We start from the raw sequence: 13,795 nt of genomic DNA, 5'->3' as shown, positions 1-13,795 counted from the left end.
CAATTCGGAGCTTATGATTTATAATCTCCGTTATTCGCTTTTAACATCATCAAGTACAATATACTGCTCAAACGATTTAATGCTTTTAGCATATCCAGCCTTTCCACTTTTCCTTCCTTGTAAAAAGCGTCTACTGCGGAAAGCTCACATTCCCTTGACAAAGCTCTCAAATAATTTATATCAATAACCGATTCATCAAAATCTATATTTATTTCAAACAAATGTCCTGTTTTATAATATTTTATTGTATTGTGAGTTATATCCTTTAATGTGTCAATATCGTATCCAAGAACATCTCTTTCCTGAAATGGTGTATCGGTCATTTCGCTTATAAATAAGTCCCGTACAAATCTATATGTCTGTGCAAAGTCGCTTTCCAGCTTCTTGTTTTTTTCATACTTTTTCCAATATTTTATTATTTCAGCTTGTAAAATATCAAATTTCCCTCTTAAAATGATTCTTTTATGATTTTTTACAACTAAATTGTCCCCAAAAAGCTGAGTCATGAATTCAGGCTTTTTATCATAAATAGCCCCTGTCACATAATCTCTGTATTCTCTCTTTTTGACAACTTTTTCTTCGGAAGTATTAGCGGGAGAGTCTTTAACTTTGTTTACATCATCTGATCCATTATTTACAACTTGCTCCTGTGATTTTTTGATTCTAAAATCAATTTTTTTTACATTTAAAAACTCTCTTGCTGATGGTGTGAGAATGTCTTTTTCAGTTATTTGTACTTTTTCAAGCTGCCCTTCCTTATCTAATTTTCTAAGCATTCCTTCTGTTATAACAGGCATTTTTTATCACACCCTATCTATTTTTTATAAATTCCTTCCAATACTTGTCTTATGATATTTTCTATATCATTTTCATTATTATTTAGTCCACATGAATCTGTACAAGCACAAGCATCTTCATTTTTCAATGCTTCCAGTTCTTTTGTACCATAAGCTACTCTTCTAATATTTATTAGATTTAAAGGTCCTATATTGTCAGAAGTTGCACTTCCTCCAACTGTTCCACATCCTAATGTGAATGCAGGTATAAGGTTAGTTGTTGCTCCAACTCCTCCAAGTGCCGCAGGTGTATTTACAAGTAATCTTGAAACTGGTTTTTTCAATGAAAATTCTCTTACGATATTTTCGTTGTTTGTATGCATTGACATTGTGTGCCCAATTCCTTCATTTTGAAGAATTTCTATACATTTTTCACATGCTTTTTCCCAAGTTTCTTCTGTATAAAATCCTAATACAGGACATAATTTTTCTCTTGAATAAGGATTCAAGTGAGAAACTTCTGTTTCTTCCGAAATTAGAACTTTTGTAGTTGTTGGAACTGTTATTCCAGCCATTGCAGCTATATACAAAGCTGTTTTCCCTACTATTTTCGGATTCATTGTGTTGTTAGCTCTCATTAGAATTTTTCCAACTTTTTCTCTTTCATCTTTATTCAAGAAATATGCACCTTGTCGTTTCAATTCATCAACAACTTGATGTTTTATTACTTCTTCTGTAACAATTGACTGTTCTGACGCACAGATTACCCCATTGTCAAAAGTCTTACTGTCTATTATTCGTTTAACTGCTTTTCTAATGTCTGCACTTCTTTCAATAAATGAAGGTCCATTTCCAGGTCCTACTCCTATAGCAGGCGTTCCAGAACTGTAAGCAGCTCTTACCATAGCTTCTCCACCTGTCGCCAAAATCAATGAAGTCTTTTTATGTTTCATAAGCTCTTGCGTTGCTTGTAATGTAGGAGTCTTTATAACTCCAATTAATCCTTTTGGAGCTCCTTTTCTTTCTGCAGCTCTTATTAAGTATTCCGCAGTTTTTATTATACAGTCCTTCGCATTTGGGTGTGGGCTTACAATTACTGCGTTTCCTGCTTTTAATGAAATCATTATTTTATATATTGTTGTTGAAGTTGGGTTTGTTGATGGAATTAAAGCCGCGATTATACCCATTGGAACTCCTATTTCAGTTATTCCATTTTCTTTGTCTTCACAAATTATTCCTTTTGTCTTCTGATCTTTCAAAGTTTCATATACACCAACTGATGCCAATCTATTTTTTAGTACCTTATCTTCCCAACGTCCAAATCCTGTTTCTTCGTTAGCTAATTTTGCCAGTTCCACTTCATGCTTTTGAGCTTCTTCAGCTATTTCCTTTACTATTTCATCAATTTGAGCTTGTGAGAACTGACTGTATTCTTCAAATGCTTTACTTGCACTATTTAATAAATCTCTTACTTCCTGTATTGATTGTAAATCTTTGTCCATAGTTTGTCCTTTCTATAAATAATCACTGTTGTCTGATTACTTTAAGTTCTCTTATTCACCCTCAACTATTCTTGCTTTTGGCAATATAGCCTCAATTTCAGTATGAGGACGTGGGATCACATGAATTGAAATTAATTCTCCAACTCTTTCTGCTGCTGCAGCTCCTGCATCTGTTGCAGCCTTAACAGCTCCTACATCTCCTCTTACCAATACTGTTACTAATCCTCCACCTACGTGTTCTTTTCCAATTAATGTAACATTTGCAGCTTTTACCATTGCATCTGCAGCTTCTACTGCCGCTACTAATCCTTTAGTTTCAATCATTCCTAATGCATTTAATGTTGCCATCTCTATTCCTCCTGATTATTTTTTATCAAAATTTCTATTAATTTTTTCTTTGGCATTGTCTTTATCTGGTTCCAAGTGTACCCAAGTTTAAGACTGTTTACTTTTGTCTTTAAATCTGCCACCTTCATGTCCTGATAATGTTTTTTTGCCTTTTTTATCTCTTCTTTTGTTTCTTCATCTTTTTTTTTTAAAGTTTCTGTTACTGAAACTTCTTCATTTTCCTGAATAATATCGTTTTGTTGTTGGGCTTCTTCATTTTCTGTTATTTCCTGAATTACTTCTTCTGGTTTTTCTTCTGTTTCAATTTTTTCCGTAATATCTTCAGATTGCTCTTCAGTCACTTGATTTTCATTTTGAATATCTGAATTTTCATCTACTGCCTGCTCAACCACTTCTTCTGGAACTATTTCAACTTCGATTTTTTCATTTTCATTGTCTAATTCTTCAATAATTTTTTCATCATTTTGCACAGTTTCAGTTTGTTTATCAGATTTTTTCCCAATATCACTTATCAGAATTTTCTTTGTTTCAGAAGCCACTCTTGCAATAACGTTACTGCTCAGGAAATTTCCAAGCCTTTTGGCACTTTCACTTGCGGCATCCACAGCGGCATTTACAGCAGCTACATCTCCCATAACCTCAATGGTTACAATTCCACCTTTTACATAATAGCAGTTTGTAAGTGTTACATTAGCTGCCTTCAAGGCGGCATCTGCAGCTTCTATTGCCGTTACAAGCCCCCGTGTCTCCACATATCCGTATGAATCCATCTATCTATCACCTTCTTGTCTACTCGGAAGCATCTTCCAAATATTTTACAAGCTCCTCAATTCCTTCGTTTTCATAAGAACTTACAACAAAAACTTGTTCAGCTCCTGCATTTTCCAATATTTCACAAGCCTTTTTCACATCTCCGCCCAAATCAGATTTAGTTACAATTCCAATTACAGGCTTTGTAAAAGCTGTTGAAAATCCTGGCGGAAACACATTATGCTCTTCGTCACACGCTTGTACCATCCCTATAACATCACAATCATACGAGCTTACAATTAGTGCTTTGTAAAGCATTCTATTTTCCATATATTCGCCTGGAGTGTCAAGTATGTCGTTAGAATACGTTAACATCTGTGTTTTTTCATATTTTATATCCAGTCCATGTATTCTCTGAGTTAATGTTGTTTTACCGCACATGGATTTCCCTATTAAAAGTATTCTTTTCAATTTTATGACCTCGTTATTTGAGTTATGCTAAATTTTAATATATTTGCAAAGTAGGAAACTACCTCATTTACAGCAGCATCTACGCTACCTACATCTCCGCTTATTACAACGGATCCTGTAAATCTGTCAACAAATCCTATTTCAACTCCAGCACTTTTCGTAGCTAGATCTGCGGCAATTATTGCTGCTTCTCCTGGAGTTATTGTCAAAATTCCGATAGCATTTACCTTGTTTTCATGAAGTCCTATTTTTTTTGATAAATCTCTTTGGGGATTTGCAATTATATGAGCCAATGTTAGTTGCCTACCAGGCACATATTCCTGTATCATTCTCTGTTTTTTTTCTTCTTCCATTTAACAAATCCTTTCTAAAACTTATTTTATCTAGGCAAAATAGTTTCTACTTCCCCATGTGGACGTGGAATTACATGAATTGAAATCAATTCTCCAACTCTTTCTGCAGCAGCAGCTCCTGCATCTGTCGCAGCCTTAACAGCTCCCACATCTCCTCTTACAAGAACTGTTACTAATCCTCCACCTACATGTTCTTTACCAATTAATGTTACGTTTGCTGCTTTTACCATTGCATCCGCAGCTTCTATCGCAGCCACTAATCCTTTTGTTTCTATCATTCCTAGTGCATTTAATGTTGCCATAGTTATTACCTCCTAAATTTTTTTATAAATAGTTTTATTTTTTTATAAAATTATTTATACTATTCTCTTCCTTTTGGCAAAATAGTTTCTACTTCCGCATGTGGACGTGGAATTACATGAATTGAAATCAATTCTCCAACTCTCTCTGCAGCAGCAGCTCCTGCATCTGTAGCAGCCTTAACAGCTCCTACATCTCCTCTTACAAGCACTGTCACTAATCCTCCACCTACATGCTCTTTACCGATCAATGTAACATTTGCTGCTTTTACCATTGCATCTGCAGCTTCTATTGCAGCTACTAATCCTTTTGTTTCTATCATTCCTAATGCATTTAATGTTGCCATATCTTTCCTCCTAAAATTATTTTTTATTTGACAAATAATTTAATTTTGATTTCACCTCCTTCTCTAAAATTATATAATAAATTATTAAATTAGCAAAAATAAAAAAGGAACTAAAAAATCAAATAATTTTTCAAGCTCCTTTGCTCCAAAATATTATTGTACTCCATATTTTAATTTATAATTGCAATTTTGTTATTGTTACTATTTTGTTTATATTACTTCGTTGTAATATAAGCTCTATATTGAGTATACTATGATTTTTCATTTTGTCAATACTTTATAACAAAAAAAAATTTAAAATTATATTTAAGTTTATATAAGCATATTTAAAAAAGGCTTTTAATACAAGGTTAAGACATTGCAAAATAAAATTATAAACAAAAAAGAATACCCTTAATTTTAGGTGTTCTTTTCATATTTTAATTATTTATATTACAAAAAACTATAAAATTTATTTTTTATAATTTTCAGCAAACTGCTGAAGTTCAGCTATTTCCCTTTTTGCTCTATCAGATAGAACTTTTACATCGTTAATCATCTGTTTTGAACGTGCCATAATAAAATGCAGATATTCTGTATTTTTAGTCTTTAAATACATTTCCTTGGCATAATACATATCCTTAAAATCATTTTTAGCTTGTTTTATTAATAGTTTTTGCCCGACCATAACTATTAATGCCGCTGACAATGCTATTATCGTTCCGTATCCTTTAGTAAGTGGATATAAAATCATTCCAATAATCATAAGTGCTGTAACTAAAATAGAACTGTTTTTTATATACCCTTCTTTTGGTGGAACTTTCACATATTTTTCCATTTTTTCAATCATTTTTTTAAACATCTATGCCAAAATTCCTAACCAGTATCCTAATATTCCTATTACAAAGAATCCAAAAATTATCCAGATTGCATTTACTTTTCTCTTTAATAAGTGCATACATGCAAATGTAAGCAATAAAGCTAATAATCCAGGTAACAGTGAATCTAGTATACTTTGAACTGTAGTTACGACTTCTTTTCCTGTTTGATCAGTATATTTAGATAATACTAATGGTACGTTTATTGAAGTCCATTTCGAAACTAATGCTCCCATTACAAAGAGCCCTAATATAGAAGCTCCCTGAGTTAATTTTTGAATTACTCCACCTTCCATATCTCCAACTATTTCAGTTCCTTTTTCGTATCCATATTTTAAACCATACCATCTAGTAAGCACTCTTGCCAAATTTATTCCAAAAAAGAAAATAAATGGTCCTAATAGATTTCCTCCAGCTATTGCAAGTGAAGCTCCAAGCGCTGCTAATACTGGACGTAAAGTTCCCCAGAAAATAGGATCTCCTACTCCTGCAAGTGGTCCCATAAGTCCTACTTTTATTCCACTTATAGTTGCATCGTCAATATCTACACCATTTGCTTTTTCTTGTTCCATCGCAGCTGTAACTCCCATTATAGTTGAACCTATCCATGGTTGAGTATTAAAAAATTCTAAATGTCTTTTAAGAGCTGCTGCTTGATCTTCCTTTTTAGAATAAAGCCTTTTTATTGCAGGAATCATTGTTACGCAGAATCCCATTGACTGCATTCTTTCAAAGTTGAAAGACCCTAGTAAAGTTGTAGATCTCCAGTACATGCTTTTCAAATCTTTATCAGTTAATTTTTTTTCTATATTTTCTGCCATTTTTCCTACCTCCTATAGTCCTTCCAGTTCATCATCCGCTTCTTCTATAACCGTGGCTCCACCATTTCCACCACTTGGTAAAGCAATAGATGCGTGATATTTGGGATTTAATTGAATATACAGTATTGCAAGACATAATCCTAATATTCCTAAACCAACCAAGTTAAATTCTGTAAACGCGGCTATTACAAATCCTAGAAAGAAGAATGGCATCAATGCTTTGGCTTCCATCATATTTATTACCATCGCATATCCAACAACTACTATAAATCCTCCAGCAATTTGAAGTCCTCTTGTAATTACTTCAGGAATTGCATTCAAAGCTCCTTCTACAGCACTTGTTCCCGCAATCATACCTACTAATACAGCTGGAATTGCTACTCTTAATGCTTGTAAAGCCAATCCTGCTAAGTGACACATTTCAATACCTCTAAAATTAGCTTGTTCTGCATACTCATCTGCTTTATGCTGAAAGAACACTGTAATTGTTCTAACGAAAATTGTAAGAACTTGTCCTGCTGCTGCAATTGGTACTGCAACTGCTATTCCTTCTGCAATTGACTGTTTACCTACAATTACTAAAATTGCTGAAATTACACTTGCTAACGCTGCATCTGGTGCCATTGCAGCTCCAACATTCATCCACCCAAGGGCAATCATCTCAAGTGAACCACCCAATATAATTCCCGTTTTTAAATCTCCTAATACAAATCCTACCAAAGTACATGCCACCAATGGTCTATGAGTCTGTCTTTCATCAAGTACGCTTCCCATACCAGCTATAGCTGCCACAAGTGCTAACAAAATTAACTGAATAACATTCATACTTCTGTCCTCCTAAATATTTAATTGTTCTATGTTTTTATTTTTTAGTCAAATGATATAGAATCTAATTTAGAGTTAATATCTTCTTTTGCAGAAGTTACTAATTGTCTCATATCAAGCTCCACACCCATGGCTCTTAATTTGTTAAATGCTTCTAAATCCTCTTTATTAATCGCAACCGCTTTTGAAATTAATTTGTCCCCTTCTTTAAAAGTCATTCCTCCAACGTTCACAGTTTTAATATCTACTCCACCTTCAATTAATCTAACAACATCTCTAGGACAAGTAACAAGTAACATTACTTTTGTTTTATCATATTTTGGGTTTTTATAAACAGCTATTGCTTTTTCAACAGGTATTACAAATGATTTTACTCCCTCTGGTGCCACTTGTAATAAAAGAGATTTTCTTATCTTATCCTCTGCTACATCATCATTAACAGCAAAAATTGCTTCTGGTTTAGTCGCTTTTACCCATGAAGTCGCAACTTGTCCGTGTATTAATCTTGAATCTATTCTTGTTAAAACTAATTCCATAATTTTATTTTGTTACTGAAAATATTGTAAGTAAGTTTGTATATAATATTAAACATAAAGAACTTTTCAGTAACTCTCCTTTCGATTTTATTTTTTGTTTTTTAGATTTTCTACTATATTCTATAAATCTAGCTCATCTAAATCATCATTGTCATCAACAAACTCTGCACTAAATAATTCACTAAAAATTTTAATCCCGTTAATTCCTGAATTTTTTGCCACTTGAACTAATTCAGAAACATCGCTGATTTCTTCTCTTGCATCTAAAACTTCCAATAACATCGGTACATTAACACCTGTTATTACATCTGTGTTTTTTGTTTCAGCAACTACTCTGCAAGCTGCATTATAAGGACTTCCACCAAATAAATCTACTAAAAACAAAGTACCTTCACTATCATATTTTGAGATAATATTATTATATTTCTCAATCAAATCTTCAGGTCCTTCTCCTGGTACAAATGTTACAAAATCAAGCAGTTCACTTTCACCTAAAACCATTTTTGTCAAGTTAACGGTTTCTTCTGACATTTTTCCATGTGTTGCAACGATTAAATTAATCATTCCCGCTTCTCCTTTCAAGTTTATAAATTTTATACCTTATATTTCGAGTATACTTTATTATAACATAATATTAGTATTATTTAATTAAAAAATTAGATTAAATTCCATTAGATTTTTTTATAAACAAAAAAAGACATAACGTTGATTTTTAATCAATAATTATGTCTTTTTTGCATTCCATTTAAAGCCAATAACAACTCGTATTATTTTAATATTTTTTGCTCAAACTTTTTACCACCATAATAAACCATATATTTTTTATCTTGTAATGCTCCTGGATTTACAAATATTATTCCACCTTTTTCTGCCATAAATTCTTTATGTGTATGTCCAAAAACGCAAATCTCAGCTTTTTCTAAATGAGCTTTTTTTTCTAATTCTTCAAGTGTCGTTTTTACACTGTATAGATGTCCGTGTGTTAATAGCACCTTTTTTCCCATCAAATCAAATATTTTAGTTTCTCTAGACTCATAATCATCCATATCAGTATTACCTTTTACAATGGCAAAAAGTACATCTCTGTAGACCAACGACATATCAATTGCATCTGTACTGTGATCTCCTCCAAAAATTACAATTTCTGGTTGCTCCAGATCGATTACTTGTTGAAAATAATCAAGCCTTCCGTGACTATCGGAACAAATCAATACTTTCATTAAATCTCCTCTCTCCATATTCCTTTTTTGTTTATTTCTCCATTGAAAAAAACTTTTACATACTTAATTTTAAAATCAAACTTCGATAAACATACTCTAAAACGATAATATAAATATTTTAACATTACATTTTTGTCCTAAAGTTTATTCATCTTTAGTCTAATTTAAAGGAGTTTTTAGTATACAAATTTAGCAAAATATCCTAAACTCCAAATATTTTTAGTAATTAATTTATTATTTATTATAACACACTTTTTAATTTATTCCTAATTTTCTATATTATATATAAGAAACAACATTTACGTTAATGCCAGTTCTATTATAATCCAAAAGATTTTATAAAGTATATTATTTTTATTATAATTTTCTTTATTTTTAAGAATTTCTAAAAAATCTAAATTATAATTACTACATAAAAATACTATTTTACCTTTTATTTAGGCGTGTTTTGCTTGTGAAATATAGCACAATTAATTATATTAATTTTATAACTATTTTAAATTACAACTTATTTTGTTCTAAAAATGAAATGATTATAGAAAATTTTTTGTTTAAAAAAATAATATACTCAAATATTTTTTTTATATGATTTTTTATCCCAAAATTTTTAACCAATATAGCTTTTTATATATTCTAACTATATTTTTATAATTAAAAAATAAGTTATGATGTTTTTGGTATAGTTTTTTAAAAAAAAATTGCAAAAACAAATGCTTTACAAAGAAAATCACAAAAATATATTAGTATAACTAATATATATTTACTCAAACAGAAATTATATTTGTATTTATAAAAACTGTTTGAGTAATATAATCATAACTTTGAGTTTGGGTCTAAAATGGTTTTACTATACTATAAAAATCGGTTTTTGAAGATTTTCTAGTATTCTAACTCCTAGCTTACCAGTAATTCTTTCCACCATTACTGTGTATCTCAAATCACCCATTAAGACTAGGTCATAGTTTTGAGCTTCATTCATAATTGTCTTGAATGTATCTCCTTTTTTGTGAATAAGATTATAATTGTCCCCAAAACGTTCAACTAGGCTATTTTCATCTTCTTCCTCCACATTTACACGTAATACATCCACTTTTTGCTCTCCAAATATATGGAAGAAAGTAAATAATGTTTTATTTGCATTATAAGCTCCATCATCAAGCAGCATTAAATTGTCCAATTTGAAATCTTCCACATTTGGTAAAATAATTAGTGGTTTGAAAATACTTCTTAAAATTTCCTTTAGCACTGAAGTTACTTTTTCATTTTTTACAAGAACGAGCAAATCATATTTTTTTAACTCTTCCAGTACAATTTCAGATGTCTCACCATCTTTTGTATAAAAATTTGAAATATCAGAAGTCATTTTTTCTTTTAATTTTTTTACAGTTTTTTCCTCAAGTTCCCTGTATTCCTTAAAAGCGTAATTTGCTCCAATATTTAGTCCCATTCCTTCTATGCTAACAGGAAATACCTCATATTTCAGGACATCCTTAATGTAAATAACGTCAACATCAGCGTTATATTTTTGCTTGAAAACTTTTGCAAAATTAACCAATGGCTGTATTTCGTTTTCCGCCGTAACTAAAAATAATGCTTTTTTTTGTAACATTTTAACCACTTCCTTCTATATGATAATTTTTTTTATCCTATTTATTGTTCATCTTCAATCAATTCAGGCTCTTCTGTAATTTTTACCACTGAAGCAATTTTTTCATTATTTCTAACTTTCATTATTCGTACACCAGATGCCGAACGCCCTATTACCGACACGTTATTAACGCTCGTTCTAATCAATGTTCCTTCTGACGTAATAAGCATAATTTCATCATTTTCTGTAACAATTTTTACATCTACGATTTTCCCAGTTTTATCATTAAGTTTTGCATTGATAATTCCTTTTCCGCCTCTAGATGTAAGTCTATATTCTGATAACTTAGTACGTTTTCCATATCCTTCCTCAGTAATTGTAAGAATTCTCATTTCATCATTATTCATTTCTGAATTAATAATTGCGGCTCCTACAATTTTGTCCTTATCCCTAAGAGTTATACCTTTTACTCCTGCTGCTCCAGTTCCCATGCTTCTTACATCTTTTTCAGAGAATCTAATCGCAATACCGTTTCTTGTAGCGGCAAATACTTCGTCCTCACCAGTTCCGCTTGTAAGCCCAATATACATAACTTCATCATCATCATTTAACTTAATTGCACGTTTTCCAGCTTTTTTAATGTTGTCAAACAATGTCAGTTCAGATTTTTTAACAACTCCGTTTCGTGTTACAAAGAATAAGTTTTTATTTTTTTCAAATTCCCGAACTCTTATTATTGTGCTAACTTTTTCATCAGTATCTAGATTTATAATGTTTCCAATCAGTTTTCCACGTGCTTGTTTTCCAGTTTCAGGGATTTCGTACACTTTTATGCTGAATACTTTTCCTTTTGTTGTGAAAATAAGTAATGTATCAAGAGTTTTTGCTATGTACATATCTTTTACTACATCGTCTTCTATTGTATTTGTAGCATTTACACCGATTCCACCACGTTTTTGAGAACGGTAAGTGTCGATTGTTACACGTTTTACGTAACCTTTTTCTGTAAGTGTTACAACAACTTCTTCGTCCTTAATTAAGTCTTCTATACTAATTTCGGCTCTTGCATTTCTGATTTCAGTTCTACGTTCATCACCAAAATCTTCTTTTAACTTAAGTACCTCCTCTTTAATTATACCATATATTTTTGAATCGTCAGATAAAATTCCAGTTAATTCTTCAATTAATAGCATAAGTTCGTTATATTCCTGATTAATTTTATCTCTTTCAAGTCCAGTAAGCCTTTGTAATCTCATATCCAGAATAGCTTTTGCTTGAATTTCTGAGAATCCAAATTTTGCAATTAATTCAGTTCGTGCAACATTTGCATCCTTTGAAGCACGTATAATTCTAATTACTTCCTCAATATTATCAAGTGCAATTTTGAATCCTTCCAAAATATGAGCCCTATTTTTAGCCTTTTTCAGCTCAAATTCAGTTCTTCTTGTAATTACTTCAAACCTATGTTCCAGATATTTCTGAAGAACCTGCTTTAAATTCAACACTCTTGGTGCATTATCCACAAGTGCAAGCATAATTACACCAAATGTATTTTGTAAATCAGTAAATTTATAAAGGCTGTTCAGAATCAATTCACTTTCTTCACCTTTTTTCAGCTCAATTACAATTCTGATACCATCCCTGTCAGTTTCATCCCGCAAGTCAGATATTCCAGTAATTTTCTTCTGTCTTACCAAATCAGCAATTTTTTCAATAAGTCTGGCTTTATTTACCTGATATGGTAATTCTGTAACAATAATCGACTCTTTCCCAGTTTTTGAAGTTTCAACTTCCACACGTCCTGCAACTCTTAGCTTTCCACGTCCAGTTCTATATGCATCATAAATTCCTTGTTTTCCGTTAATTATACCTCCAGTTGGAAAATCTGGACCTTTTATATACGTAATCAGTTCATCAATCGAAATTTCAGGATTATCAATCAACGCAATAATTCCATCAACTACTTCCCCTAGATTATGTGGCGGAATATTTGTAGCCATTCCAACGGCAATACCGTTTGCTCCATTTAGCAATAAATTTGGAAGTTTAGCAGGCAATACAACCGGCTCATCCAAACTTTCATCAAAGTTCTTTCTGTAATCAATCGTATCTTTTCCAATATCCGCAAGTAATTCTTCAGTAATTTTAGCCATTCTAGCTTCTGTATACCGCATTGCCGCCGCTTCATCCCCATCAATCGAACCAAAGTTTCCATGTCCGTCGATAAGTTCATATCTCATATTAAAGTCCTGTGCCATTCTAACCATTGCACCATAAACTGATGAATCCCCGTGTGGATGGTATTTCCCCAATACATCCCCGACAATTCTTGCCGATTTTTTAAATGGAGTTTTATGGCTCATTCCCATTTCACTCATGGAAAACAAAATTCTTCTATGCACAGGCTTTAATCCATCACGTACATCAGGCAACGCACGGCTAACAATTACACTCATCGAATAATCCAAATAAGCCGCCTTTATCTCATCCTCAATATAAACATTAGATTCATTTGATAAATCCGTAGCCTTAGGCAATCCTTCCACAATGATTTCCCTATCATCGTTCTCATCCATTTCCGTTATCTCTTCTTCTCTTTCATCGTCATCTCTAAAATCGTCTGACATCCTGCACCTCTTTTCTTTTCTTTTACTTTATAATCCACCTTCTCAAAATTCCACAACCTAACTTGTATATTTATCTATTAAACATCTTTTATAAAATAAATTTTTGCTAACAAATGTTATTCCTATAATTTCTATATCTTCTTCTTTTTTTAAGCAAGGGAAATCAATCGCCATTTCCCTTGCATCCCTGGCTCATCTAAGCATTTTTTGAAAATAAAAATTAAACTCGCTTTGCTCAAACAGAAATTTTTATTTCCAAAAAATCACGACAATTTTAATCTAATTACAACAGTTGATTTAACTAAATCAAAATCAAACAAAATTTCGTTAGAAGAAAAATAGCTAAACACGAATGTGTTTCTTTCACCATAATTTTTACATTAAATACCATTTATTTGAATCATTTTAACTTTTTATTGTGAAAGTGAGCTTTTGGAATCTATTTATGAGTTAAGTAACTTCTATTTTTCTTTTA

At 31.8% G+C, this 13,795-nt stretch carries 16 protein-coding genes; all 16 read right to left on the bottom strand.

What is annotated here, in order from left to right; all coding sequences use genetic code 11:
- Positions 1-11: 11 nt before the first annotated feature.
- The 16 genes from BQ5344_RS03655 to gyrA all read right to left on the bottom strand — a co-directional run bounded on the left by BQ5344_RS03655 (position 12) and on the right by gyrA (position 13,320).
- Positions 12-797 carry an ATP--cob(I)alamin adenosyltransferase gene (locus tag BQ5344_RS03655; protein ID WP_021768572.1) on the bottom strand — a complete coding sequence of 262 codons (786 nt, stop codon included), beginning with the start codon at positions 795-797 and terminating at the stop codon, positions 12-14.
- Between the two features lie 17 nt (positions 798-814).
- Entirely contained in the window at positions 815-2,278 is a 1,464-nt protein-coding gene (locus BQ5344_RS03650; RefSeq protein ID WP_071124190.1) for an acetaldehyde dehydrogenase (acetylating), read from the bottom strand.
- A gap of 51 nt (positions 2,279-2,329) precedes the next feature.
- Positions 2,330-2,626 carry a BMC domain-containing protein gene (locus BQ5344_RS03645; protein ID WP_006805312.1) on the bottom strand — a complete coding sequence of 99 codons (297 nt, stop codon included), beginning with the start codon at positions 2,624-2,626 and terminating at the stop codon, positions 2,330-2,332.
- A 2-nt stretch (positions 2,627-2,628) separates the two neighbouring features.
- Entirely contained in the window at positions 2,629-3,396 is a 768-nt protein-coding gene (locus BQ5344_RS12550; RefSeq protein WP_071124189.1) for a BMC domain-containing protein, read from the bottom strand.
- A gap of 19 nt (positions 3,397-3,415) precedes the next feature.
- Positions 3,416-3,847, bottom strand: coding sequence for a EutP/PduV family microcompartment system protein (locus tag BQ5344_RS03635; protein ID WP_026745881.1), 432 nt, complete (start codon positions 3,845-3,847; stop codon positions 3,416-3,418).
- Between the two features lie 2 nt (positions 3,848-3,849).
- Complete coding sequence (locus BQ5344_RS03630; RefSeq protein ID WP_304412253.1) at positions 3,850-4,176, bottom strand: BMC domain-containing protein; 327 nt, start codon at positions 4,174-4,176, stop codon at positions 3,850-3,852.
- A 50-nt stretch (positions 4,177-4,226) separates the two neighbouring features.
- Positions 4,227-4,502 carry an ethanolamine utilization microcompartment protein EutM gene (gene eutM, locus BQ5344_RS03625; RefSeq protein WP_071124188.1) on the bottom strand — a complete coding sequence of 92 codons (276 nt, stop codon included), beginning with the start codon at positions 4,500-4,502 and terminating at the stop codon, positions 4,227-4,229.
- Between the two features lie 59 nt (positions 4,503-4,561).
- Positions 4,562-4,846 (bottom strand): BMC domain-containing protein, encoded by a 285-nt coding sequence (locus tag BQ5344_RS03620; RefSeq protein WP_021770241.1) that lies wholly within the window; start codon positions 4,844-4,846, stop codon positions 4,562-4,564.
- Between the two features lie 451 nt (positions 4,847-5,297).
- Positions 5,298-5,687 (bottom strand): hypothetical protein, encoded by a 390-nt coding sequence (locus BQ5344_RS03615; RefSeq protein WP_071124187.1) that lies wholly within the window; start codon positions 5,685-5,687, stop codon positions 5,298-5,300.
- On the bottom strand, positions 5,688-6,524 hold the full coding sequence (gene manZ / locus BQ5344_RS03610) for a PTS mannose transporter subunit IID (RefSeq protein ID WP_071124186.1): 837 nt from the start codon (positions 6,522-6,524) through the stop codon (positions 5,688-5,690).
- A 12-nt stretch (positions 6,525-6,536) separates the two neighbouring features.
- A complete protein-coding gene (locus BQ5344_RS03605; protein ID WP_071124185.1) occupies positions 6,537-7,349 on the bottom strand; it encodes a PTS mannose/fructose/sorbose transporter subunit IIC in 813 nt (270 codons plus the stop codon).
- Between the two features lie 44 nt (positions 7,350-7,393).
- Complete coding sequence (locus BQ5344_RS03600) at positions 7,394-7,885, bottom strand: PTS sugar transporter subunit IIB (protein WP_071124184.1); 492 nt, start codon at positions 7,883-7,885, stop codon at positions 7,394-7,396.
- Between the two features lie 120 nt (positions 7,886-8,005).
- Complete coding sequence (locus BQ5344_RS03595; RefSeq protein ID WP_071124183.1) at positions 8,006-8,449, bottom strand: PTS sugar transporter subunit IIA; 444 nt, start codon at positions 8,447-8,449, stop codon at positions 8,006-8,008.
- Between the two features lie 203 nt (positions 8,450-8,652).
- Positions 8,653-9,105 carry a YfcE family phosphodiesterase gene (locus BQ5344_RS03590; protein ID WP_036071994.1) on the bottom strand — a complete coding sequence of 151 codons (453 nt, stop codon included), beginning with the start codon at positions 9,103-9,105 and terminating at the stop codon, positions 8,653-8,655.
- An 847-nt stretch (positions 9,106-9,952) separates the two neighbouring features.
- On the bottom strand, positions 9,953-10,714 hold the full coding sequence (locus BQ5344_RS03585; protein ID WP_071124182.1) for a GntR family transcriptional regulator: 762 nt from the start codon (positions 10,712-10,714) through the stop codon (positions 9,953-9,955).
- A gap of 41 nt (positions 10,715-10,755) precedes the next feature.
- Positions 10,756-13,320: a DNA gyrase subunit A gene (gene gyrA / locus BQ5344_RS03580; protein WP_235846103.1), complete on the bottom strand. Its 2,565-nt coding sequence runs from the start codon at positions 13,318-13,320 to the stop codon at positions 10,756-10,758.
- Between the last annotated feature and the right edge of the window lie 475 nt (positions 13,321-13,795).

The organism is Leptotrichia massiliensis, from assembly GCF_900104625.1.
GTDB classification, from domain to species: domain Bacteria; phylum Fusobacteriota; class Fusobacteriia; order Fusobacteriales; family Leptotrichiaceae; genus Leptotrichia; species Leptotrichia massiliensis.
Note: the sequence above shows the minus strand (reverse complement) of the source record. Positions and strands in the feature narration are given on the sequence as shown.